Source organism: Geothrix sp. (genome assembly GCF_020622065.1).
Taxonomy (GTDB): Bacteria; Acidobacteriota; Holophagae; order Holophagales; family Holophagaceae; genus Geothrix.
This window is the reverse complement of sequence record NZ_JAHRYQ010000001.1, coordinates 1,587,568-1,610,783: the sequence shown is the minus strand read 5'-3', so window position 1 is coordinate 1,610,783 and position 23,216 is coordinate 1,587,568. Positions and strand designations below refer to the sequence as shown.

Annotated in this window: 26 protein-coding genes; 11 read left to right on the top strand and 15 right to left on the bottom strand. The window is 62.9% G+C overall.

Annotation, left to right across the window (positions count from 1 at the left end; genetic code table 11):
* Nucleotides 1-37: 37 nt before the first annotated feature.
* From QZ647_RS07535 to QZ647_RS07510, 6 genes are read left to right on the top strand one after another with little or no spacing between them, the layout of a single operon-like run.
* Nucleotides 38-202 (top strand): hypothetical protein, encoded by a 165-nt coding sequence (locus tag QZ647_RS07535; RefSeq protein WP_291271568.1) that lies wholly within the window; start codon nucleotides 38-40, stop codon nucleotides 200-202.
* Nucleotides 203-244: 42 nt separating this feature from the next.
* Nucleotides 245-1,468, top strand: coding sequence for a CinA family nicotinamide mononucleotide deamidase-related protein (locus tag QZ647_RS07530; protein WP_291271567.1), 1,224 nt, complete (start codon nucleotides 245-247; stop codon nucleotides 1,466-1,468).
* Nucleotides 1,469-1,506: 38 nt separating this feature from the next.
* Nucleotides 1,507-2,172 (top strand): glycerol-3-phosphate 1-O-acyltransferase PlsY, encoded by a 666-nt coding sequence (gene plsY, locus QZ647_RS07525; RefSeq protein ID WP_291271566.1) that lies wholly within the window; start codon nucleotides 1,507-1,509, stop codon nucleotides 2,170-2,172.
* Entirely contained in the window at nucleotides 2,159-3,157 is a 999-nt protein-coding gene (locus QZ647_RS07520; protein WP_291271565.1) for an NAD(P)H-dependent glycerol-3-phosphate dehydrogenase, read from the top strand. The genes plsY and QZ647_RS07520 overlap by 14 nt, the downstream gene beginning before the upstream one ends.
* Nucleotides 3,158-3,170: 13 nt before the next feature.
* Nucleotides 3,171-4,235: a zinc-binding dehydrogenase gene (locus QZ647_RS07515; RefSeq protein ID WP_291271564.1), complete on the top strand. Its 1,065-nt coding sequence runs from the start codon at nucleotides 3,171-3,173 to the stop codon at nucleotides 4,233-4,235.
* The gene (locus QZ647_RS07510) at nucleotides 4,235-5,140 is read left to right on the top strand and encodes a CorA family divalent cation transporter (RefSeq protein ID WP_291271563.1); all 906 of its coding nucleotides are present in this window, start codon (nucleotides 4,235-4,237) and stop codon (nucleotides 5,138-5,140) included. Before QZ647_RS07515 ends, QZ647_RS07510 begins: the two co-directional genes overlap by 1 nt.
* A 16-nt stretch (nucleotides 5,141-5,156) precedes the next feature.
* Here QZ647_RS07510 and QZ647_RS07505 read toward each other — a convergent pair whose 3' ends face one another.
* Nucleotides 5,157-5,594 (bottom strand): hypothetical protein, encoded by a 438-nt coding sequence (locus QZ647_RS07505; RefSeq protein WP_291271562.1) that lies wholly within the window; start codon nucleotides 5,592-5,594, stop codon nucleotides 5,157-5,159.
* Between the two features lie 225 nt (nucleotides 5,595-5,819).
* Here QZ647_RS07505 and QZ647_RS07500 point away from each other — a divergent pair, with 225 nt between their 5' ends.
* Together QZ647_RS07500 and QZ647_RS07495 are read left to right on the top strand one after the other, a co-directional pair.
* Nucleotides 5,820-6,872: a bifunctional UDP-4-keto-pentose/UDP-xylose synthase gene (locus QZ647_RS07500; protein ID WP_291271561.1), complete on the top strand. Its 1,053-nt coding sequence runs from the start codon at nucleotides 5,820-5,822 to the stop codon at nucleotides 6,870-6,872.
* Between the two features lie 19 nt (nucleotides 6,873-6,891).
* On the top strand, nucleotides 6,892-8,559 hold the full coding sequence (locus QZ647_RS07495; protein WP_291271560.1) for a glycosyltransferase family 39 protein: 1,668 nt from the start codon (nucleotides 6,892-6,894) through the stop codon (nucleotides 8,557-8,559).
* Between the two features lie 15 nt (nucleotides 8,560-8,574).
* Here the strand turns inward: QZ647_RS07495 and QZ647_RS07490 are convergent, their stop codons facing one another.
* Nucleotides 8,575-8,850: a hypothetical protein gene (locus tag QZ647_RS07490; protein WP_291271559.1), complete on the bottom strand. Its 276-nt coding sequence runs from the start codon at nucleotides 8,848-8,850 to the stop codon at nucleotides 8,575-8,577.
* Between the two features lie 53 nt (nucleotides 8,851-8,903).
* On the opposite strand from QZ647_RS07490, the gene QZ647_RS07485 reads away from it, so the two are divergent.
* From QZ647_RS07485 to QZ647_RS07475, 3 genes are read left to right on the top strand one after another with little or no spacing between them, the layout of a single operon-like run.
* Complete coding sequence (locus QZ647_RS07485) at nucleotides 8,904-10,601, top strand: phospholipid carrier-dependent glycosyltransferase (protein ID WP_291271558.1); 1,698 nt, start codon at nucleotides 8,904-8,906, stop codon at nucleotides 10,599-10,601.
* Entirely contained in the window at nucleotides 10,598-11,641 is a 1,044-nt protein-coding gene (locus QZ647_RS07480) for a glycosyltransferase family 9 protein (RefSeq protein WP_291271557.1), read from the top strand. The genes QZ647_RS07485 and QZ647_RS07480 overlap by 4 nt, the downstream gene beginning before the upstream one ends.
* Nucleotides 11,638-12,015 (top strand): hypothetical protein, encoded by a 378-nt coding sequence (locus QZ647_RS07475; RefSeq protein WP_291271556.1) that lies wholly within the window; start codon nucleotides 11,638-11,640, stop codon nucleotides 12,013-12,015. Before QZ647_RS07480 ends, QZ647_RS07475 begins: the two co-directional genes overlap by 4 nt.
* A 32-nt stretch (nucleotides 12,016-12,047) precedes the next feature.
* Here QZ647_RS07475 and mtnA read toward each other — a convergent pair whose 3' ends face one another.
* From mtnA to QZ647_RS15580, 13 genes are all read right to left on the bottom strand, one after another.
* Complete coding sequence (mtnA, locus tag QZ647_RS07470) at nucleotides 12,048-13,043, bottom strand: S-methyl-5-thioribose-1-phosphate isomerase (protein WP_291271555.1); 996 nt, start codon at nucleotides 13,041-13,043, stop codon at nucleotides 12,048-12,050.
* Between the two features lie 124 nt (nucleotides 13,044-13,167).
* Nucleotides 13,168-13,830 (bottom strand): class II aldolase/adducin family protein, encoded by a 663-nt coding sequence (locus QZ647_RS07465; RefSeq protein WP_291271554.1) that lies wholly within the window; start codon nucleotides 13,828-13,830, stop codon nucleotides 13,168-13,170.
* Nucleotides 13,831-13,837: 7 nt separating this feature from the next.
* The gene (locus QZ647_RS07460; protein ID WP_291271553.1) at nucleotides 13,838-14,236 is read right to left on the bottom strand and encodes an MmcQ/YjbR family DNA-binding protein; all 399 of its coding nucleotides are present in this window, start codon (nucleotides 14,234-14,236) and stop codon (nucleotides 13,838-13,840) included.
* Nucleotides 14,237-14,273: 37 nt separating this feature from the next.
* Nucleotides 14,274-14,693, bottom strand: coding sequence for a DUF1801 domain-containing protein (locus tag QZ647_RS07455; protein WP_291271552.1), 420 nt, complete (start codon nucleotides 14,691-14,693; stop codon nucleotides 14,274-14,276).
* A 169-nt stretch (nucleotides 14,694-14,862) separates the two neighbouring features.
* Entirely contained in the window at nucleotides 14,863-15,033 is a 171-nt protein-coding gene (locus QZ647_RS07450) for a hypothetical protein (RefSeq protein ID WP_291271551.1), read from the bottom strand.
* Between the two features lie 182 nt (nucleotides 15,034-15,215).
* A complete protein-coding gene (locus QZ647_RS07445; RefSeq protein WP_291271550.1) occupies nucleotides 15,216-15,800 on the bottom strand; it encodes a YdeI/OmpD-associated family protein in 585 nt (194 codons plus the stop codon).
* A 166-nt stretch (nucleotides 15,801-15,966) separates the two neighbouring features.
* Nucleotides 15,967-16,428 carry a VOC family protein gene (locus QZ647_RS07440; RefSeq protein ID WP_291271549.1) on the bottom strand — a complete coding sequence of 154 codons (462 nt, stop codon included), beginning with the start codon at nucleotides 16,426-16,428 and terminating at the stop codon, nucleotides 15,967-15,969.
* A 1,250-nt stretch (nucleotides 16,429-17,678) separates the two neighbouring features.
* Complete coding sequence (locus QZ647_RS07435; RefSeq protein WP_291271548.1) at nucleotides 17,679-18,077, bottom strand: hypothetical protein; 399 nt, start codon at nucleotides 18,075-18,077, stop codon at nucleotides 17,679-17,681.
* A gap of 319 nt (nucleotides 18,078-18,396) precedes the next feature.
* Nucleotides 18,397-19,200, bottom strand: coding sequence for a hypothetical protein (locus QZ647_RS07430; RefSeq protein WP_291271547.1), 804 nt, complete (start codon nucleotides 19,198-19,200; stop codon nucleotides 18,397-18,399).
* Nucleotides 19,201-19,211: 11 nt separating this feature from the next.
* The gene (locus tag QZ647_RS15585; protein ID WP_366526160.1) at nucleotides 19,212-19,751 is read right to left on the bottom strand and encodes an energy transducer TonB; all 540 of its coding nucleotides are present in this window, start codon (nucleotides 19,749-19,751) and stop codon (nucleotides 19,212-19,214) included.
* A 1,400-nt stretch (nucleotides 19,752-21,151) separates the two neighbouring features.
* Complete coding sequence (locus tag QZ647_RS07425; RefSeq protein WP_291271537.1) at nucleotides 21,152-21,643, bottom strand: hypothetical protein; 492 nt, start codon at nucleotides 21,641-21,643, stop codon at nucleotides 21,152-21,154.
* A 117-nt stretch (nucleotides 21,644-21,760) separates the two neighbouring features.
* Entirely contained in the window at nucleotides 21,761-22,393 is a 633-nt protein-coding gene (locus tag QZ647_RS07420; protein ID WP_291271546.1) for a hypothetical protein, read from the bottom strand.
* A 123-nt stretch (nucleotides 22,394-22,516) separates the two neighbouring features.
* The gene (locus QZ647_RS15580; RefSeq protein ID WP_366526159.1) at nucleotides 22,517-22,849 is read right to left on the bottom strand and encodes a DUF4160 domain-containing protein; all 333 of its coding nucleotides are present in this window, start codon (nucleotides 22,847-22,849) and stop codon (nucleotides 22,517-22,519) included.
* Between the last annotated feature and the right edge of the window lie 367 nt (nucleotides 22,850-23,216).

Here is a 23,216-nt window from a genome sequence, read left to right as displayed (position 1 = left end):
TCCAATTCCATCATCCTAAAGCCCAGGAGGCGCCTCCGTGGAAAAGCTCATGGGTTTCGTCGGAGCCACCCTGGGCAGCCTGGCGGGGTGGTACCTCGGCGCCCTCATCGGCGTGACCACCGGGGTCGTTCTCAGCATGGTGGGCACGGGCGCTGGGATCTGGCTGGGGCGCTGGGCCGCGCGGGAGTGGCTGGAGTCCTGACCCGCATTGAGCTTTCGCGATCCCCGTGGTTCCATTCCCTTCATGCGCATCGAATGCATCGCCATCGGAACGGAACTGCTCACCACGCGGCGTCTCGACACCAACTCCGTATGGCTGGGCGAGCGCCTGGCAGCCTTGGGTCTTGGCTTCCACCGCAAGACCGCGGTCGGCGACAGCCGGGAGGACCTGGCCCAGCTCTTCCGTGAGGCCCTGACGCGGTCGGATCTCATCATCACCACCGGCGGGCTGGGCCCCACTTTCGACGATTTCACGAAGGAGTGCTTCGCGGACATCCTCGGCGCTGAGCTGCGTGAAGATGCGAAGAGCCGCGAGGACATGCTGGCCTTCTACGCGGCCCGGAAACGGGTCCCGCCCCAGGCCAACTTCAAGCAGGCGCTCATCCCCGCCGGTGCGGAGGCCCTCGCGAACCCCGTGGGCACGGCGCCGGGCGTGTGGTGGTCGGGTCCCCCAGGACACCCCGGGACGCGCCTCGTGATGCTGCCAGGCGTGCCCCGCGAGATGAAACGCATGTGGGAGGAGCAGGTGGAGCCGCGCCTCCAGGCCCTGGCCGGCCGGCGGGTGCATACGCTGCGCCTGGTGGTGGGGGGCGTGCCTGAGAGCAACCTGGACGAGCGCACCCGGGAGGCCCGCGAACGCCACGCCCACCTCGAATGGACCATCCTCGCCAGCCTCACCCAGGTGGAGCTGCTGGCCCGGGGAAGCGATCAGGCCGCCCTCGAGGCCGCCCGCGTCGAATTCGAAGCCTTGTTGGGCGGGGACCTGGTCGGCGTCGGGGACGGCAACCTGGAGGATGCCGTGCTGGACCGCTTGAAGGTCCGGGGCGAGACCCTGGTCGTGGCGGAAAGCGTGACCGGCGGCCTCCTGGCCGCGCGTCTCACGGCCATCCCCGGGGCGAGCGAGGCCTTCCTCGGGGGCGCCACGGTCTACACCGCCGCCGCCAAGACCGCCCTGCTGGGGCTTCCCAAGCCCTTCCTCGCGGTCGAAGGCACCGTCTCCGAAGCCACCAGCCGGGCCCTGGCGGAGGCGGTCCGCACGAAACTCGGCGCCACCTGGGGCCTCGGCCTCACGGGCAATGCGGGCCCCGCGGCGGAAGGAGGAGCGCCTCTGGGCGCCGTGTTCATCGCCCTGGCTGGACCGGGAGGCACTGTCTCGAAGGCGTTCAACCAGCCAGGTGACCGCACGGACATCCAGCTCCGCAGCACGGCCTGGGCGCTGGATCTGCTGCGCCGGGCGCTGTCCGCGTAGCCTTCCTGCCGGCGCACGGCCGCTGATACACTGCGTTCATGCCGTCATTCGATCCGAAATCCCTGGTCCTCTGGTGCCTCGCGGCCTTCTTCTGCGGCAGCATCCCCTTCGGTCTCCTGCTGGTGAAGCTGGCGGGGAAGGGGGATGTGCGCGCCCACGGCAGCGGCAACATCGGCGCCACCAATGTCAGTCGGGTGGGGGGCAAGGCCTTGGGCGTCGTCACCCTGCTGCTGGACATCCTGAAGGGCTTCCTGCCGGTCTTCCTGGCGAAGCGGGCCGGCCTGGGTACCGACATGCTCGCCCTGCTGGCCCTGGCCGCGGTGCTGGGACACATCTATACGCCCTGGCTGAAGTTCCAGGGCGGCAAGGGCGTGGCCACGGCCCTGGGCGTGATTCTCGCCGCGGAGCCCACCCTGATGGTCCTCCCCATGGTCACCTTCATCTTCGTGCTGTGGCTCACGCGCCAGGTGAGCCTGGGCAGCATCCTGGCCGCGGCCATGGTGCCGGTACAACTGTTTATCGGAATGTACTGTTTCTCGGCTTTCGGATTTTCTGCTCGGAGGGACCTGTGGCCCGTCCTTCCCTGGCTGGCCCTGGCCATCCTGGTGATCTGGAAGCACCGTGAGAACATCAAACGCCTGCAGGAGGGCACGGAATCCAAGCTCTGGGGCGCCAAGAAGGAGGACAGCGATGTCCAGGGCTGACATCGGCGTCTTCGGTTCCGGCGCCTGGGGCACGGCCCTGGCCATCACCTGGGCCCGGGCGGGCGCCAAGGTGGCCCTGTGGGGCAACTTTCCCGATGAGATGGCCCAGATGGCCGCCACGCGGCGCCACCTGCGCCTGAAGGATGTGGTGTTCCCCGACAACCTGCAGACTTCGGACGACCCGGCTGCGGCCTTCGAGGCCCCTCTGTGGATCTCCGCCATGCCCACCCAGGCCACGCCCGGGGCCTGGCGACGCCTTCGGCCCCGAGCGGGGCAGGCCCCTGAGCTGGTGATCCATGTGAGCAAGGGCATCCTCCAGAGCACGCACCAGACCCTGTCCCAGGCCCTCACGGGCGTGTTGGATGTGCCCGTGGGCGCCCTGTCCGGCCCGACCTTCGCCGACGAGGTGAGCCGGGGCGTGCCTTCCGCCATCGTGCTGGCGCTGCCGTCCGCCGTGTCCGATGAGCGGGCGAAGGCCCTGCAGGCCCAGCTGTCCTCGGAGAAACTGCGCATCTACCTCAGCCGCGATGTGGTGGGCACAGAGCTCTGCGGCGCCTTGAAGAATGTCCTCGCCATCGCGGCGGGCCTGGTGGACGGTCTGAAGCTGGGCTACAACGCCCGGGCGGCGCTCATCACGCGGGGTCTGGCCGAGATGGCCCGGCTGGTGGAAGTCCTGGGCGGCCAGCCGTCCACGGTGATGGGCCTGGCCGGCATGGGCGACCTGCTCCTCACGGCCACGGGGCCCCAGAGCCGCAACCGCACCTTCGGCGAGATGGTGGGCAAGGGGCAGAGCGTGGACGCGGCCCGGGACGCCCTGGGCGGCCAGGTCATCGAGGGCATGTTCACCTGCGAGGCCGCCCTGGCCCTGGCGCAGGAGCACGGCCTCGACCTGCCCATCGCCACTGAAGTGCAGCGCCTGCTGAATGGTGAACGGCCCGAAGAAGCCGTGCGGCGACTGATGACCCGCTCGTTGAAGTCCGAGTGACCTGGAGGCCGCCTTGGCCGATCCGTTCCGTTTCCGAGTGAACCAGCACGGCCCGGCGGGCTCGCCAGTGCACGAGGCCTTCGTGCCCGGGGATCCGAAGCCGGGGTGGGTGCGGCTCGAGCTGAAGGCCATGGCCCTGAACCGCCTCGACCTCTGGACCACCGAAGGCCTGCCGGGCTTCCCGCTGCCCCTGCCGCTCACGCCCGGCTGCGATGGCGCGGGCGTGGTCGAGGCCATGGGCGAGGGCACGGTCCTGCCGCCGGGCGTGGAGCCGGGCGGCAGCGTGATGATCGCGCCGGGCCTCAGCTGCGGCGTCTGTCCGGCCTGCCTGCGCGGCGATGACATGCTCTGTCCCTCCTACGGCGTGCTGGGCCATGTCTGCGACGGCACGGCCGCCACCCATGTGCTGGTGCCCGCGGCGAACCTGCTGCCGATCCCGCCGAACTGGGACTTCGAGCAGGCGGCGGCCTTTCCCCTGGTCTTCCTCACGGCCTGGGAGATGCTCGTCCACAAGGCGGCCCTCCGGCCCGGCGAGACGGTGCTGGTCTGGGGTGGCGGCAGCGGCGTGGGCAGCGCGGCCATCCAGCTGGTGAAGGTCCTGGGCGGCACGGCCATCGCCGTGGTGGGCAGCGAAGCCAAGGCCATGAAGTGCTGGGAGCTGGGGGCCGAGCACGCACTCGTCCGCGGCGATCTGAAGGCCCTGGCCGCCAAGGTGCGTGATCTGACGGGCAGGCGCGGTGTGGATGTGGTGTTCGAGCACACGGGCGCGGCCACCTGGGGCACCAGCCTCTCCGTCTGCACCCGGGGGGGCCGCATCGTCACCTGCGGCGCGACCACGGGCCGCGAGACGACCTTCGACCTGCGCGCCCTCTTCGCCAAGCAGATCCAGATCCGGGGCTCGTACATGGGCCGCCGGGAGCACCTCTGGTCGTTGCTGTCCCTGCTGCGGCGCAATCCCACGAACCCGCCCTTCCGCCCCGTCATCGATCGCGTCTTCGATCTGGTCGACTATCCCGCAGCCCAGCGCCACCTCGAAGCCGGACAGGGCTTCGGCAAGGTGGTCTGCCGGGTGCCTTGATGCTGCGCAACCTGCCGCTTCCCGAGGGGTCCTCCTTTGCGTGGGTGGACCTGGTGGATCCCACAGCCGAGGAGATGGCCGAGGTGGCGGACCGCTACGGCCTGCACCCGGCGGCGGTGCGCGACTTCCTCAACCAGCCCCACCTGCCGAAGTTCGAGCGCCTGCCGGGGCAGCAGCTGCTGATCCTGCGGGCCTACGATGAGGTGGCCAAGCGGGGCGACACCATCCAGGCCATGACCCGGCGGCTCGTGGTGCTGATGATGGAGGGCGCCGTCATCACCGTCCACCGGCGCGAGCAGCCCTTCTTCACCACGGCGGCGCAGCAGGCGGCCGCGGGGGGGACGGCGCTCCGGCCGGAGCAGCTGGCGCTGGCCCTCTGCGCGGGCGCGGTGAAATCCTTCGATGATCCCCTGAAGGAGAGCGAGGACAAGCTGGATCAGATCGAGGCGGCCCTCTTCAGCCGGAAGACCCCGCACCAGGGCATCAAGCAGATCTACGGCCTCAAGCGCCGCTGCGCGGTCATCAAGCGCACCCTGGGCCGCATCATGACCTCCCTGGGCCATCTGAAAGAGCAGGCCAGAGACGACCAGGGGCTGCTGGCGGATGTGGTGGAGGAGGCGGATCGGCTGCACACCTGGGCGGACGAACTCCTGGAGAGCGCCACCCATCTCATGAACCTAGAGATCAATCTCGCCAGCCAACGCACCAACGAGGTCATGCGGGTGCTCACGATCTTCAGCGCCTTCTTCCTGCCGCTCACCTTCATCGCGGGGGTCTACGGCATGAACTTCAAGCGGATGCCCGAGCTGGAGCACCGGCTCGGGTATCCGCTCGTGATCGCCGCCATGGTCCTGACGGCCTTGGCCATCTGGGGCTGGTTCCGGCGGAAGGGCTGGCTGAAATAGGCGCGGGGTTCCCGGCCTACCAGCAATCGTTCCCTTCGTATTTCGTGGACAGGATGGTGCCGCGGGCATCGGCCTCGAGGACCACTCGGCAATAGAGGTTGCTGTTCAAAGGCACGGAGACCTTCCGGGTCAGGATGCCGTCGGTGCCGTTGTTCGCCCATTCGGGGGGGGTGGCTCCCGGCGCCTGCTGCACGCGCTCGTGGGTGGTGGTGTTGCGGAATTCTTGGTAGACGATCTTGTCCTCCTTCTGGCGATAGGCCGCGAAGACATAGGTCTTGCCGCCATCGGGCCGGGCGGAAGTGGTGGAGGGATCGCCGTTGGCCTGGATGAATTCGGCGGCGGGGCGACCAACCCAGCGGTTGAGGTTCGTCTCGAAGTCGGCCTTCCTCTTGGGGGCGAGGCAGGCCACGGAAGTCGTCAACAGCAGGCCGACGAGCAGGGTCGAGGCATTCATGGAACCTCCTGGGGGTGGGTGGTGGTAAAAGACAAAGCAATATTTATACCTATTGAAAAAGGTGAGATTGGACGCGGATTAATAGCCCATAAGCGATCCCTTCTTGCGGCAATCTTCCACAGGGTGCGTGGCGATTCGCCACGCACCCTGCCCCTCCCCGGGCAAAACGGGATGTTCATCGGCCTGCCCAGGCTCTAAGCTGAAATGTTTGCGTGAGGAGCTTTCGTGAAAGTCCTGATTCTCGGCGTCAATGGTTTCATCGGGTCCCATTTGGTGGACCGCATCATGCAGGACACGGACTGGGAGGTCTATGGCCTGGATCTCAGCGCCCATAAGGTGGCTGAGCATCTGCCCAACCCGCGCTTCCACTTCGTGGAGGGCGATGTGACCATCTCCAAGGAGTGGATCGAGTACCACATCAAGAAGTGCGATGTGGTGCTGCCCCTGGTGGCCATCGCCACCCCCAAGGTCTATGTGACCGATCCCCTGCGCGTGTTCGAGTTGGACTTCGAGGAGAACCTCCGCGTGGTCCGCCAGTGCGTGAAATACAAGAAGCGCGTGGTGTTCCCCAGCACCTCCGAGGTCTACGGCATGTGCCCCGACGCGGAGTTCGACGAGCATGAGTCGCCCCTGGTGACGGGTCCCATTCCCATGAACCGCTGGATCTACAGCACCAGCAAGCAGCTCCTCGACCGCGTGATCTGGGCCTACGGTTTCCAGCAGGGCCTGAAGTTCACGCTCTTCCGCCCCTTCAACTGGATGGGCCCCAAGCTCGACAGCCTGAACACCGCCAAGGAGGGCAGCAGCCGCCTGGTGACTCAGTTCAGCTGGAACCTCTTCAACGGTGAGCCCCTGAATCTGGTGGACGGCGGCCACGCGCACCGCTGCTTCTGCGATGTCAGCGACGCCATGGACGGCCTCATGTCCATCCTGCGCAACGAAGGTGGCAAGGCCGACGGCGGCATCTTCAACATCGGGAACCCGGCCAACGACTACAGCGTGCGCGAGATCGCCGAGATGATGATCGCCATCTGGAAGGACCATCCCTTCCGCATCGAGCGCGGCATTCCCGAAGGCCGCACGGTGGAGACCAGCAGCGGCGAGTTCTACGGCAAGGGCTACCAGGATGTGGCCCGCCGCACCCCCAGCATCAAGCGCATGCAGAGCACCTTCGGATTCGATCCCAAGGTGTCCATGAAGGATTCGCTGAAGAAGGCCATGGACTTCTTCGTCGAGGAGCACAAGGCACTGGAGAAGGTCGTCGAGACCGAGAACTAGCCCTCTGAGCCCCGCGCCCATGACGCGCCGCGAACGCTCCACCCTCATCGCACTCTGGTTCTTCCTCGGCCTGCTGCCCCTTCTGGTACGGCCGCTCTGGGAGCCGGATGAGGGCCGCTATGCGGAGATCCCGCGGGAGATGCTCGCGGCCGGCGACTGGCTGACCCCGCGCCTCAACGGAGTGCTCTACTTCGAGAAACCGCCCCTTCAATACTGGCTATCAGCCCTCAGCATGAAGCTCTTCGGGTTGAACGGCGCTGCGGCGAGGCTGCCCCTGGCCCTGGCTTCAGGCCTCATGATCTGGGCCGCCTGGCGGCTGGCGAAGCGCCTGGGCGCCCGGGATCCCCTGTGGGCGCCCTTCATGGCGGCCACGGGCCTGCTGGCCTTCCTCGTGGGCCAGGTCCTCACCCTCGACGCCCTCTTCAGCGCCTTCCTGGTGGCGGCCCTGGCCGCCTTCGTGGAGGCGGCAGCCCAGCGCAAAGAAGGGCAGGGTGGTCTGGGGTGGACGCTGACCGCCTTCACCTTCATGGCCGGTGCCATGCTGACCAAGGGGTTGGCCCAGGTGATCCTCATGGGCGGCATCCTGGTGTTCTCGCTACCCTTCGCCTGGAAGGATGCCGCGCTCCGCCGGGCCGTGCTGCGCACGGCCCTCGATCCCCTGGGCTGGCTGCTCTACCTCGGCCTGGTGGTGCCCTGGTTCTGGGCTGTCAATCGCGCGAACCCGGGCCATGCCCAGTTCTTCTTCATCCACGAACACTTCACGCGCTTCCTCACCCATGAACACGCCCGCCAGGGCTCGAACAACTGGCTGCTGGACAAGCTCTACTTCGTGGGCGTCCTGGCCGTGGGCCTGCTGCCCTGGCTATCGGCCACGGCCGTGGGGCTGAAGCGCGGCTGGACCTTCCTCAAGGGCCGGGGGCCGCAGGGCCAGGACCACCTGGCCCGCTGGACTGTCGGCATCACCGCACTGGCCTTCTGCTGGCCCCTGGTCTTCTTCAGCGCCTCCGGCTCCAAGCTGGCCCCCTACATCCTGCCGGCCATCGTGCCGCTCGCGGCGCTGGCCTGCACTTTCGAGCGCGAGGGCGAAGAAACCGCCGCCCTGCGCCGCATGGGCAAGGAGCTGGTGCTGCTCGGCGGGATCTTCCTCCTGGCCGCGGCCATCTTCCGCAAGGATCTGGGCGGATTCGCCTGGATGCTGGCCCTCGGCGCCGGCTTCGCGGGCCTCGGCCTCTGGGCCCACCGGCCCAAGGGGCTGACGGCTTCCCGCCTCAGGGCGGCCATGGGGGCAGCCCTGTGGCTGCTGGTCTGGACCGCCCAGACGGCGGCGGGGCCGGGCAAATCCGTGGCCGATCTCCTTCGCGCCGCGCCGGCGAATGCCCAGTGGATCAGCTACGGGACCTACTTCCAGGGGCTGCCTTTCTACGCCCGGACCCGGGTCGTGGTGGTGGCGGGCACGGGCGAGCTGGCCTACGGCCGGGACAAGCTGGGCGCCGAGGTGGCGCGCTGGTTCGACGAAGACCCCGCCACCCTGGGTCCCATGGCCGACCGCCTGAAGCAGGCTGATCCTTCACGCCCCGTCCTGGTGATGGCCAAGGCCGCCAGCTGGAAGCAGCTGGGCGCCGACGAAAAGGCCCGCTGGGAGGAAGTGGCGCGCAATCCCGCGGCTGTGGTGGCCCGGCGGCGCTGAGGAAACCGGTCGTCTTTACTTCTTCACGGCCTCTTTGATCCCCTTGCCAGCTTCCTTAGCGCCCTTGGCAACGCCCTTGCCCGCGGTTTTCGCCCCGCGTCCCACGGCTTTTCCGCCTTCCTTCGCCGCATGGCCAATGGCTTTGCCGCCTTTCTTGAAGCCCTGGCCGATCTCCTTGCCCGCCTGCTTGATGTCCTCCTTCACGCCGTCCGCCGAGGGAGCAGCCGAAGGAGTGGCCGAAGGAGTCGCAGGCGTGGCCAGAAGCAGGAGGCTGAACAGGAGGGGACCCATGTTCCCATTCTAACGCCTGGGCGGAAGGCGGCTTTCCGGGCGAAGATGGAGGGATGGACGGACACCTGCCCCCGCCGCCTCCCTTGAGGTCCAGAGCCCGCCTGGCGGACTGGCTGCGTGCCCATGCACCCGAGCTGCTCTTCGCCCTGCTCCTCCTGGCCGTGCTGCCCATGCGCGACCTGTGGGCGCCGGACGAGCCCGACTTCGCCCAGTGCGTGAAGGAGATGCGCCTTCGCGGCGACTGGATCCTGCCCTACCTGAACGGCGTGCCCTACAGCGAAAAGCCGATCCTCTACTACTGGGTGATGAAGGCCTCTGCGGGGCTGCTGGACGCGCTCACGGGCGGTCTGGGCTTCACCCAGGGTGTGGCGGCCTGGGCCTTGCGCCTGCCGTCGGTGCTCGCCGCCGTGGCCTTCCTGGCGGCTTTCCGCCGCTGGGCCGCGCGTTTCCTGGAACGGGGGATCGCCATGCCGGCCGCGCTGATCCTCGCCACCACGCCCCTCTGGTTCTGGCAGAGCCAGTTCATCCAGATCGACCTGCTGTTCGCGGCCCTGCTGGCCTGGAGCTGGTTCTGCTGGCTGGGCGGCTACCTGCTCTTGCGCGGCCAGCAGCAGGAGGCCTCGTCTGATGAGCACCGCCGCTGGTTCCTGAAGGCCTACTTCTGGCTGGCCCTGGCCTTCCTCGCCAAGGGGCCCCTGGCGCCGGTGCTGTCGCTGCTGCTGCTGGCGGCCTTCCTCCTCTGGCAGCGGGATTTCGCCGTGCTCCGCCGCGCGGGCATCTTCGCGGGCCTGGGCCTCACGCTGCTGCTCGTGGCGCCCTGGTATGTGGCCGCCGGACTGAAGGGCGGGGCGCACTACGCCTACGAACTGATCATCTTCCAGAACTTCGAGCGGGCCACGAAGGCCTGGGACCACATCCATCCCTGGTGGAAGTACGGCGAGTACCTCCTCGGGGACTTCTACCCCTGGGTCCTGCTGCTGCCGGCGCTGGGGCTGCATCTGCGGCGGGAGCGGAGCCTGGGCGATCCGGCCCGGCGCTTCCTGCTGCTGGCCTTTCTTGTGCCGTTCCTCTTCCTCAGCGCCGTGCAGAGCAAGCAGGGCAAGTACCTGCTCATGGGCTATCCCTTCCTGGCCCTGCTGCTGGCCGATCTGTTCTGGCGGATGGAGGGTGCCCGCACCCGGCGCCTGGGTCTGCTGCTCGCGGCGGGCCTCGCCGTGCCCGCGCTCGTGCTGGCCGCCGTGGCCCTGGGGGCCGGCGGGCCGAAGATGCGAGGGCAGGTGGCGCCCTTCCTCGGTCCGATCCGCCTCATGGCTCTGGTGATGGTGGCGGGGACGCTCGGGACGGCCGTCCAGGCCTGGCGCCAGCGGGCCCAGGGCCTGATTCCCGTCGCGGCGCTGGCCCTCGGCCTGCTCTACCTGGTGGGGGGGACCTGGGGCTTCCGGCTGCTGGATCCAGCGAAGTCCTACCGCCGCTGGACGGCCGCCGTGCAGCCCCTGATCGCCGGGCGGCAGGTCTACTACTGGCAGACCATCCGCAGCGGCGTCATGGTCTATACGGATCACCTCATGCCTGAGTTGCGCAGCGCCGGGGCCCTGGAGCGGCTGGATCCCGAGGCGCGGCTGGTGGCGCAGCGCGGCGAGTGGGAGCTGGATGCCTGGGGCATGACGCCGGCCCTGCGGGACCGCTTCGAGGTGCTGCTGGCCGTGCCCACGGGTGGCGGCGAGATCCTGCTGCTGAAGAAGAAACCATGATTCCCTCCGGCGCCCACTGGCTCCGTCTGCCCCGCTTCGTCGGCGACGCGGTGCTGATGCACCAGGCCGCCGCCCCGCTGATCGCCGCGGGTCTGCCCCTGGTGGCCTGGGGCCCGGCGGCCACGGTGGAACTCTTCGAGGGCGCCGAGGGCTATGCGGGTGCCGTGGCCGATCCCCCGGGAAAGACCGGGCTGCGGGAGGGGGTCCGGCTGCTCCGCGCCCATCGCCCAGCCTCCGTGCTGGCTCTGGCGAAGAGCCTGCGCGCCCCGGCCGCGGCCTTCCTTGCCCGCGTGCCGCGCCGCGTGGGCTGCGGCGATGGCGGCGCCTCGCTCCTGCTGACCGCCAGCTTGAAATACTGGGACCGGGATGACCACTCGCTCGACCGCTACCGGGACATCGTGAAGTGCGGCTATCCCGAGTTGGGGCCGGCGGCTTTCCTGCCCTTCCACCCGCGGCAGGCCAGCGTGGAGGCGGTGGTTGAGCAGCGCCGCCGCCAGGGATTCGAAGTCGCGCCCTATCTCGCGTTCGCCATCGGGGCGGCGGCGGGCGCCAAGCGGCTGGGGCTCGATCTGCTGGTGGATCTGGCGCGGCGGGCCCTGGGAGCTGGGTACCGCATCGTGGTGCTAGGCGGGCCCGGCGACGATGTGATCTGGGGCGCCAGGCTGAAGGAGCAGGTGCCCGAGGTGCTGAACCTCACGGCGCAGCTCCCCTGGTCCCAGAGCGCCGCCTGGCTCGCGGGCGCCACCGCCGTGCTGGCCAACGATTCGGGCCTGGCCCACCTCGCGGCGGCCTGTGGCGTGCCCGTGGTGGCCGTCTTCGGGCCCACCATCCCCCGCCACACGGCCCCCCGGGGGCCCCAGGTGACGGTGCTGCGCAAGGAGGATCTCGCCTGCCTCGAATGCCAGCAGTGGCACTGCCCGCTGCCGGATCACCCCTGCATGACCCAACTGCCCGCAGAACACATCTGGGCCGCCCTTGAAGCCCATGCAGCCACCCGCCAGGTCCCACGCCAAGTCCTGCCCGCCCCGGAGGCCCCATGAGCCCCAACCTGAAGGCCATCCCCCTCATCGTGCTGGGCGTGCTGCTCAATGCCGCCGCGCAGATCTGCCTGAAGAAGGGCCTGCAGGCGGCTGGGGGCATGCAGCTGGCCGCGGGCCCGCTGTTCCGCCTCATGCTCGAGCCCTGGGTCATCGCGGGGCTGGCCTGCTACGCCGTGAGCGTCGTCGTCTGGCTGGGCGCCCTGTCCATGGTGCAGGTGAACTACGCCTACCCCTTCCTGGCGCTGGGCTTCATCGCCAACGCCCTCATGGCCCGGGCCTTCCTCGGCGAGGCCATGACGCCCATGCGGTGGGTGGCGCTGCTCATCATCGTCATCGGCGTGGGATTGCAGGCCTGGAGCGGACGGGGGCAGTGAGAAACCATTAACCACAGAGGGCGCATTCGTCTTTACCCGCACACCCTGGCCAGGACTCCGGATCGAAGCTGGCCGGCGCTGTAGACGCCGCGATCCAGCACCAGACTGGTGACGAGGTCCACCGGGGTGACATCGAAGCTGGGGTTCCACGCGGCCATTCCTTCGGGGGCCCAGCGCAGGCGGCCATGACCGCGCACCTCGGCGGGGTCGCGTTCCTCGATGGGAATGGCGGCGCCGTTGGGGCAGGCGAGGTCCACCGTGGAGAAGGGGGCCACGGGATGGAAGGGCACGCCGTGGAAGCGGGCCTGCACGGCCAGGCCGTAGGTACCCACCTTGTTGGCGAAGTCGCCGTTGGCGGCCACGCGATCCGAGCCGACCAGCACGCGCTGGACCTTGCCGTCGCGCAGGAGCAGGGCCGCCATGCTGTCGGTGATGAGGGTGGACGGGATGCCCAGCTTGCTCAGTTCCCAGGCCGTGAGGCGGCCACCCTGGAGCAGGGGCCGCGTCTCGTCGGCGAAGACATGAATGCGCTTGCCCAGCTCGTGGGCGCGGCGGATGACGCCCAGCGCTGTGCCGATGCCCGCCGTGGCGAGACCCCCGGTGTTGCAGTGGGTGAGGATGCCTTCGCCGTCCTGGATGAGGGCGGCGCCGTGCTGGGCCATGCCCTCGCACAGTCGCACATCCTCCTCGAAGATGGCCCGGGCTTCCACCCCGGGATCAGTCGCCGCCTTCATGCGGTCCATGGCCCACATGAGGTTCACGGCCGTGGGCCGGGCCGCGCGCAGGGTCGCGCAGGCGGCGGCGTACTCGGCCGCGGTGGCCCCGCGCTCCGCGCAGGTGGCCAGGCTGGCCGCCGCGGCCACACCAATGAGAGGCGCCCCCCGCACGGCCAGGCGCTTGATGAGCGCAATCATGTCCTCAGGAGCGCTGCCATCCAGCCAGACTTCGGCGTCCGGGAGCTGCGTCTGGTCCAGCACCCAGAGCGTGCGTCCGTCATGTTTCAGGCCAAGGGATTCAAAGGGGTTCATGGTTGATTCTCAGTCATGGGGGGAGCTGGACGAAGGGTGGATTCATCGTGGGAAGCGCAGAGATCATTCGTTTCTTATTATCTGTAAATTATGCATTATATATAGTTATGGTTGTTTCATCCGTTTAGATGATCCTAGGCCCCAGCTTGGCCCGAAGCGCTCGGAGTTCGTCCAGGTCGGCGGGTTCCAGGCGCTTGGCGCCGCCCAGGGCTTCGGCCTTCCAGAGGATCTCGGCCACCTGTTCCAGCCGCTCGATGCCGCCCACGGCCTCGTCCAGCTGCTCGCCCCAGCACAGGCCGCCGTGGCGGGCCAGGATCATCAGGCGATGGTCGGGCAGGAAGGGCAGGAGGTTCGAGCCCATGGCCTCGGTGCCGGGGATGGCCATGGACACGATGGGGATGCGGCCCGCGGCGAGGATGACTTCCGGCAAGCCATCCGAAGGCAGCTCCCTCAGCTCGGGCCGCGCCAGCGACCAGGCGATGGCGGTGGGCGGGTGGGCGTGGACGATGGCCCTGGCTTCCGGCACGGCGCGGTAGATGGCCAGGTGCATGGCGCGCTCGCTGCTGGGGCGGCCCGAGAGGATGGTGCCGTCGAGGGCCAGGTAGGCCAGGTCCTCCAGCCTCACCTTCGCCTTGGGCACGCCACTGGGTGTCATGGCGATGCGGCCGTCGGCCAGCCGCAGGGACAGGTTGCCGTCGGAAGCCGCCAGCAGGCGGCCTGCGTGGAGGCGGCGGCAGGCCTCGAGGAGGTCGTGGGGGAGATCGCGAAGGGGGCCGGAAGCATCCATGGAGCGATTATCGCCTGCTCCGGAGCGCCGCGGGGCGGGCCTTCGCCGCCAGGATTGCCGATACGCGCTTGGGCGCCACGGCGAAGAAGCTCTCCTCGAGCCAGTCCAGCAACAAGGGCAGGGGGATCGTTTCTCCCAGCGGGAAGGTGGCCGTGATCCATCCGCTTTTGCCGAGGCCGTAGCCCGTGGGCTTGGTGAAGGGCAGAAGGAGGGCGAAGCCGTTCGACTGGGGCAGCTTCATGGAAAGGGAGAGCCTGGCGTCGCCCGTGGACAGGAAGAGGAACACCTTCCCCTTCACCTTGAAGGCGCACTCGCCCCAGGGGTGGTCCTCCGTGGTCTCGGGGAAGGCCAGGGCCGCTTTCCGGAGGGCGGTCACGGGTCGAGAAAACGGAGGGGGCTTGGGCATGGGGCGCTCATCAAGGAAGCTGGCTGGGCGGGATCTCCTAGGACTTCGCTTTCTTCGGGGGCTTCGACTGGCCGGATCGGTTGAGGTCGACCGCTCGGCGGATGAGCGCCTTGAAAGCCGACGCGTCGACTTCTTCCCCTTCGCGGATGTCGATGGCGCGCCGCGCGTTTCCATCGAGGCTCGCGTTGAAGAGATGGTCCGGATCCTCCAGCGAGGCACCCTTGATGAAGGTCAGCTTCACGGCCTTCTTGTAGGACTCCCCGGTGCAGAGGATGCCGTCGTGCGACCAGACCGGCGTGCCCATCCACTTCCACTCTTCGACGACCTCTGGATCGGCCTCCTGGATGAGCTTGCGGACTCGGCTGAGGGTTTCCCCGCGCCAGTCCCCAAGCTCGGCGATTCGTTCCGAGATGAGTTCCGACGCCGAGGGACCTTGACTCACGCTTTGTTTTTTCATGGCCTCCTCCTAGGAGCAGGGGAGATTTTATGAACAAGGGGGTGGGAGTGGCTTTCTTGGTTCGATGTCGCTAACGGCGAGTTGACAAGCGGAGCCGAGATCGCGAAAGGCCGAGAGAGTGCGGAAGGTCACGGTGGCGGGGTCGAGTTGAGTCGAGGGTCAGGCCAATCTAATGGGCATGCATTCCGTCAATGAATCCCTTCACAAAGTCATTCAATGAACCACCAAACCAGAGAACCAATGCCGAGATGAGCATGATGTTTCGATTCTTCTTGGTGTAGCCATAGATGAGGCCGATCAGGCCAAGGCTTTCGAGGACAAAGGAAATTTTGTTTTGCATGGAAGTGGCACTCCAATGAGTTCGTGCGGGGAGGCGAGTGGCCTAACGAAGGACGCTAACCGGCCCCGCCGGCCCCAGGGCGCCTAACGGAGGTGAGGAAGCGGGTAGCCGAGAGAGAGCGGAGGGCAATGCAGGCGGGGTCCGAGTTGGGCTGAGGGTTAGGCTTACGAGGAGGTTACAAATCATTTTCGCACTTCCCCTGGACCCAGGCCGATACGCTTGTTCTCTTTAAGAAGAATGACTGCTTCAGCGATTCGCTTTTCACGCGTATCTTCGCGCTTGGCGGATGACACCCAGCCGACATATCGACGCTGATGTGATGGAGGCAAGTTCTGAAAGTTGCTCAATGCGACCATATCTGCCTGGACGGCGGTCATAAACCAAACAGGCGGGAATGGTTCGGGTGGCTTACTTGAGTCAGTTTGGGCGGACCTTGCCTGATTGAGTGAGGCAATCCCTGATGGCGAAAGGAGGCCTTCGGCCTCCAATTCTTTTGCTAGTGCAATATTAATCGAAGACCATCTAGATGTTTTGGTGCGTGGAGAAAATCGCTGTGCATACTTTTCGTCGTCGATTCGCTGGCGCACACCGTCAATCCAGCCAAAGCAAATGGCTTCTGATAGAGCATCCCTGTATGTAAATGTGAGTTGGCCAGAATGTGCCTTTTTAAAAACCAGCCAAATTTCTTTCTCAATGGCGTGGTGATGCTCAAGCCAGTCGCGCCATGCTTTGCGATGTTTGGGTTCAAGAGTGGCTGCGAGCAACATCGTAAGCCCTAACAAATGAAGCTAAGCGGCCAAGCCGCCGCCGAGGCGACGAGCAGAGCCGAGTTAGCGAAATGCTGAGAGAGAACGGAAGGCCGTTCGGGCGCGGCCCGACTTGAGCGGAGAGTTGGGCAGCACTTCCAACGCCCGGGGTGTGGGCGCTCCGCGTTTACGCCTCATCATAGGCTTTCTCCAGTGCCGCCACATCGAGCTTCACCATTGTCATCATGGCTTCCATCACCGCCTGTACCTTTTTGGGATTCTTATCGGCAATGAGTTCCATGAATCGCCGCGGGACAATTTGCCATGAGAGACCGAAGGGATCCTTGATCCAGCCGCACGCGGTAGGTGTCGCCCCAGCCTTGACCAGTTTGTCCCAATACCCGTCGACTTCAGCCTGGCTCTCGCAGTCAACATAGAGCGAGAAGCCTTCGGAGAATGTAAAGTAGGCCCCTCCGTTGTAGCCCATGAAGACTTGACCACCGACGACGAATTCGGCGGAAGTGATCGGACCATCCTTGCCGGTGCGGGCGACATTCCTGATTTCGGAGGCCGGGAAGGTGGCGGTGTAGAACTCCATGGCCGCCTCGAGCTGATCGTTGAACATCAGGAACGGGGTGATTTTGGTCATTGGGGATTCTCCTTCATCGCGGGCGATGGTAACCGGTGGTCGCATATCCATCCAGAGGTGCGCCTCCGTTCTGTCTGCCTAACGAAGGAAGCTAGCCGGCCCCGTCTGCACCGAGGCGCTGAACGGAGTCGGGACCGCGAGACGAAGAGAAAGAATGGAAGGCAATGCAGGCGGGGCCTGAGTTGAGCGGAGGGTTAGGCACAGGCTCACTCAGAATCGTCGCCGTAAGGATTGGAAGGAACCGATAGTAAGGCAAATAACGGCAGGAAAGAATGTGATGGCGAAAAGCAATCCACAACCAATCGGATTGGGGTTTGGATCTGACAACATGCTTAATTTTGAAAGAAGGATGATCGCGAAGAGGGGACCCCAACCCAGCGCCACTAGAATCAGCCCGACCTTTGTCCAGCGATTTGACAGGATGGATCTCAGGATAGACATGTGTTGGCGCCTAACGAATGGAGCTAAGCGGCACCGTCTGCACCTAGGCGCTGAACGGAGCCGGGGAAGAGAGAAACTGAGAGAGAGCGGAAGGCAATGCAGGCTGGGTCCGAGTTGAGCTGAGGGTTAGGCCGAGGCTCACTATTTTGGGCCGACTGAACCTGGACCGACAGAGGAACCACACGCCTCGCAGAATTTGGCGAGGGGGCTGATGGGATGCCCATTTGGGCAGTGTGTCGGCCTAAGTTGTTCCTGGGTGCTCATTCTGGAATACAGAATTGAAAGGGCAGCACAGTAGAAGGCCATCCAGTGGCCCGAGAAGCCCCTTACTACAGCTGGTGGCATTGGCCCAGAAGCAGGGTGCGCAGGAGCAGAAATGATGAATAGAGCGAAATTGAAGATGGCGTACCCGAAGAAGAAGTAGGTGAGGTACTTCATCCAGGGTGGGCACCCACGCAGTGCTGCCTTCCAGAAATCTTTGGAAGGTACATTGCGGCTTAAAGACTGGCTTGCGATGACCGCTGGAATCCAAACAACAAAAATTCCAATATGTAAGATCCAGGAGAAATCACCCAGAGGGCCGGCCAGACCAAAAAGGGCGAATATATGGGAAACAAGGCTGACGACCAATCCGATGGCCGCGAGGGAAGCGAATAGATTCAGAACTGGTTTCATTGGGAACCTGGAGGCCTAACGAATGAAGCTAACCGGGCCCCGCCTGCGCCGAGGCGATGAGCGGAGCCGAAATAGCGAACTGCCGAGACGAAGAGCGGAAGGCAATGCAGGCGAGGTCCGACTTGAGCGAGAGGTTAGGCGTCTGCATTTGAATCGCCAACCTGGCGTGAAGTGTGGAATGCCAGGGTGATAATTGTGGGAAAAATAAAGCCCTTGAGATAGGAGAGTGGATGCCTACCCAGAGTGAAATCGACGGGCAGGTTCCCGAAATGCGCCCAATAGTGCGTTGCAATAAGCCCGGTGATACCGGCCCACATCCCGCACAAAGCCCAGCGTTTGCCAAAGACCACGAGTAGCAAACTGAGAGCAATCACCGCTCGAAGGACCGATTGTATGTATTCGAACGTCGTATGAGTACTGGTGCCGGCGCCTAGATACAGATCGCACAGGGTAAAGGTGTGGTAATAGATCAGCAGTCCGGCGAGAGCAAAGATGATCAGGCGCCGGAATACCAGAAATCGGCTCGTCTGCATTCCAGGTAGTGTAGTCACCTCGGCCTTCCATTCAATTGCGTATATAAAAGAGGACAAGCCACATACTCCTCGATTCGCATTGGTCGATACCTTACTTCTTCGATGATTTTGAGCGATTCAGATGATTCGAGGCTCAAGGCGTATCTCCCTTCTACAGACGCCTAACGAATGAAGCTAACCGGGCCCCGCCTGCACCGAGGCGCTGAGCGGAGGCGAGGAAGCGAGAAGTCGAGAGAGAGCGGAAGACAATGCAGGCGGGGTCCGAGTTGAGCGGAGGGTTAGGCAGACGATTACGGGGAATGGGCTTGTGTCAATGATTCTATTCGATTGCTCGGAATGCTTTTCGCCAAATCGGTTCACTTGGGAAAGTTGAGCGAACGGAAACCGCCCATTTCTTGCCATCGATTTCTACTGCCCCCTTTTCTTTCCTGGTAGCAAGAAATGCTGTGAGCCGTTGCAGTTGTGACCCTGGGATAAAAATGGAAAACGAATCATCCCTGCGTTTAACTGTCGATTCCGATGACAGCCCCGGCCAGTCCTTGGGCCAATGGATGGACTCCTCGGGTGCGTATTCATACGGCCAAACCATGGCTTCGATATACCGAGGCTTCCACTCCTGCATTTGGGTAGGAGTAAATTTGGCCAGAAGAGTGAGCAGAGACCGTGTCTCCTTTGACAACCTCGACTTTCCCTTTACACCAGGTACGGATCGCTCCTTTGGCCATGAGAGCCCGTAGACCGAACAGAGGAAACGATCTTCACCAAAATCAATCATCACGCTGGTTTCCGGCTGATCAGTAGCTTCTGTCAAAGAAAGTCGGCTTGGTTTTGAAGGGAATGGACCACAGGCATGGATCTGGGCTTTGATTTCGTTGAATTCTTTATCTGTGAGCTGTTTCCAGAAATAGACTGATCGATCTTCAGGCAGTACCTTCAGGCGAATCAGTTGACCGTCCTCGTAAAGAACAAGATTGGGAGTATCAGAACCGATAACCATTCGCCAGGGATCGGAAACGAGGATGACGACTATTGGTTTGGGCCCTTCAAATGGCTTGAACCCCCCGGCTAGAAGGGTGAGAGGCATGATGAGAAGGGCGAATAGCGTCTTTAGAACACTGTTCATGGGCTGCCTAACTAAAAAAGCCAAGCGGTCCCGCCTGCACCGGGGCGATGAGCGGAGTCGAGGAAGCGGGGAGCTGAGAGAGAGCGAAAGGCAATGCAGGCGGGGTCCGAGTTGAGCGGAGGGTTAGACCGCCCTAGAACGGCAAAGCTATTTCTTGGGGGCACTATCACTTCAAGACCCGCGCAGCCATTCGGAATGATCGTTGATTGAATGGTAGCCCTTGCAGGCAGGAATAAGGTAAGGGTCTCTTGAGTGGGAGCGCTCTCTGGGTTTTCTTCTTCTGAGGGTGGCTCAACCAGCTTGTATGTAAGCTCGACCGTGAACTCAGTGCGTTTGTGGGGAACAAACCGCCACGATTTAACGAATGCCAACGAGGATTCAACTAATGTGGGCGGTCCCGACAGGCAATCCACAGCCACCGGCTTGGACCCATCAGTAACTACCGAGACCAAAACAACACCTGAAATCCCGAGTGACCGAGCAGGAACTGGGTAGATCAACAAATTAGAGGCAATAACCTTCGGGCGGGCCGGTGGCTGCGCCTGGAGCATAGATGCAAGGCAGGACAGGGCCAACATGAGGATCATTCGAACATTCATGGGCGGCCTAACGAATGAAGGTAACCGGCCCCGCCTGCCCCGAGGCGCTGAGCGGAGCCGAGGAAGCGAGAAGTTGAGAGAGAGCGGAAGACAATGCCGGCGGGGTCCGAGTTGAGCGGAAGGTTAGGCTGGGCCTCAGCTCCCAATCTATGAATGAGCTAATTTAGCGGCCTTCCATCGCGGTAGCAGAATTTATAGTCCGGTGATGGGTAGTATTCGTGCCCATCGGCACATACAAGTTTCCCGACCCGAACACCGTTTGGATGGGGCATCGGCCAAAAAGCTCCTTCTTGGATAGCGCGTTTCGCTGCTGCCATGATCAATTCATTAAATTGCCGCGACAATTCTATTTGTTGGGCTTCCTGGCTCTTTGTGAGGCGTACATTCCCCTGGTGAAATTGAGGCTTATGATATAGCGCTCTCTCTAGGCTCATCGCCTTAACGGTAGCTAGAAGTTCAGGTTCAATAATCAAATAGCCTTTACCATCCTCTTGGTACCAGAGGAATTCTCCACGAACGGTTTTGATAAGGGCCCTTGCCTGCTCTGGTTGGACATCGCGGGAATTAAGGTTGCCATCGCCACGGGAGTAGACCCAAGAAATTGAATTAGCTAGCGGGTTGACTGTTCGGAGTTCCTGAGCAGTGAATAAGGCGCTGTAACAGCAAAGAGCGACTACCGACACAGCCAACGGCCGAGGCGATCTCATTGGAACCTCCAGGCAATTTGAGTGTGAAACGGGAAGCCTAACGAATGTGGCTAACCGGCCCCGCCTGCGCCGAGGCGCTGAGCGGAGCCGAGGAAGACGAATGAAGAGAAAGAGCGGAAGGCAATGCAGGCGGGGTCCGAGTTGAGCTGAGGGTTAGGCGCTGGTTGCAGCACTGTATAGAAAGAGTATGAAAAACAGAAGGTAGGCTATGCTCCAGATTAGAGCGGCAATTCGCAGTTGCCGTAAATAATCTTTCGCGGTCTCATTTTGATTTATCCAATCAGGTGTTTTAAAAATGACCTTAAACATAAAATACCGGGCGGCCATGGCGTTCTGATATGAATCCTCCCCCGGTGCCCACCAAAACGAGCCCTTTGGCTTGCCATCAGCTATCCAAGTCTCTCGATTTGTTTCGTATTCAATTCTTAAAAGCCTATCGAAACGAATCACGCTATATATCGAAATGACGAGGAATAGGACCGCGATGAGAAGGAGCATGATGATTTGAGAATTGGTCATCGGAGACTCGGAAGCGCCTAACGAATGAAGCTAACCGGCCCCGCCTGCGCTGAGGCGATGAACGAAGCCGAGGAAGCGAGACGAAGAGAAAGAGCGGAAGACAATGCAGGCGGGGTCCGAGTTGAGCTAAGGGTTAGGCCGCTGAGTTATAGGCGTTGGATCTGGTGGGAGAAGGTTCTCGGCAACGTGATAGGTATGAAGCAGCCGCCTCTGTTGGACATCGTATTCGAAGACCACTGTGACCCTCTCGATACCACCAGCGAGGCCACTTGCTTTGGCAAAAAGGAGTTTCTTCGAGGCGTTATATCTTAAATCGCAAGGATAGACGTAGTCGCCTGGATGGCCGATTGTTCGTGGTGTGGATTCATCAGAGAACTGCCCCTGAAATTCACCACTAATCCAACCAGTGGCGGTAACCAGTAGAGTCAGGCCATTGCCCAGATTGATGGACTGATTCCATTGATGAACAGATGGATGATAAATGGTACTCCATGATGGAGTGAAGCTCTGGGAGGATTTATAATCCGCCAGCAATGGGTGATTAGCTGAGGACACATCAACCTTGCTTGGCTGACAGCCGAGTACCAGGGCGCATGCAATTGGGAGAAGGCGTTTCATCAGCGGCCTAACGAATGAAGCTAACCGGGCCCCGCCTGCACCGAGGCGCTGAACGAAGCCGAGGAAGCGTGATGCTGAGAGAGAACGGGAGGCCGTGCAGGCGGGGTCCGAGTTGAGCTAAGGGTTAGGCCGCTGGGCTGGCTTTAGGGTATTAACCACAACGGTACTTTCGCAATCTCCAGATTTAAGAGATGCATCGAAAGGCTCTTTCTCAGAAAATCGATCATCTTGAGCAATCAGTTCCTCAAGCTGTTGCACGCAGGCAATTAACTGGGCTTTCTGGTTGTTGGATAGTGGCTTCTTTTCAAATTCAATGCGTTCCCCGGATTTTGTGACGATTCGTGTTGCCAATCCGTGTTGGAGAAATAACAACTTAATTCGACCAGAATCCAGAGGCTCCTTGGTTCCTTTGGTGTAAATGTAAATTACATCGTTAATGACTTTGGACCAATGCCCCGTAGAGACCCAACTATCGCCGTGGAATGATGGGGGGCGGCCCTTCAAGCGATCGTTATCCACGCAAGCCAGTCTCGAAAGTGCTTGGATCGCCTGACGGTGTGATATACCGCCCTTTCTCCAGGAGATGTATACGCAATCAGTTACATCCTTGACCTCACCGACCTTGGTTTTATGGAAGTCTAAGGTAATAGTTTGTCTGTCTACTTCTAGAACAATAATCTCGGCAGAGGCACCTTGAGCCAGCAACGACTGTGTGGCTTGGGCAAGCACAAGAGTTATTGCCTTGTTCATGAGCGGCCTAACGAATGAAGCTAACCGGCCACGCCTGCACCGAGGCGCTGAGCGGAGCCGAGGAAGCGGGAAGAAGAGAAGGAACGGAAGGCAATGCAGGCGGGGTCTGAGTTGAGCTAGGGGTTAGGCGCCGGAGATATGGATGGGACCTACTTGGCAGCCACTTGGACGGGTTTCATTCCAGATCCTAACCAATTTGGCATGAGAACGAGCGAACCACCATTCGATGAGTGCCTTCTCTCTGGTTCCTATGGTTCCGTTGAGATAACGCCCATCTGATATTGAGAAGGTGGCATCGATACTACCTTTCGAAACATGGAAGTGAGGCGGAGCGTGTTCGCGAGAGAATATTTCGATTCGCAACCCGTTGAAACTATCTACCAGCTTTCGAATACTGCCAATCTGGCCTTCGTACCCGACTGCGTACCCGCCACTGAGGAGGATTTCGAGCACCATGGCTATATCCTCGAGCGATTCGCTCGATGTAATACGGTTCTCAAAATAGGCTGAATTCATGGCGCCTAACGAATGAAGCTAAGCGGCCACGCCTGCACCGAGGCGACGAGCGGAGCCGGGATAGCAAAATGTTGAGAGAGAGTGGAAGGCAATGCAGGCGGGGTCCGACTTGAGCGGAGGGTTAGGGCCGCCGGAACCATTCTTGGAACTTAGCCCATAGTGAAGGCTTTGAGGGAGAAGTAGTCTCGGGACACCACCAACCAGAAACTTGGCCGGTATGGGGTTTCCCATTGTCATCGATGATCTGTACTTCACAGAGGTAAGGTGACTCAATCAAACGCGGATCAGACGAATAGGGACGGGTCTG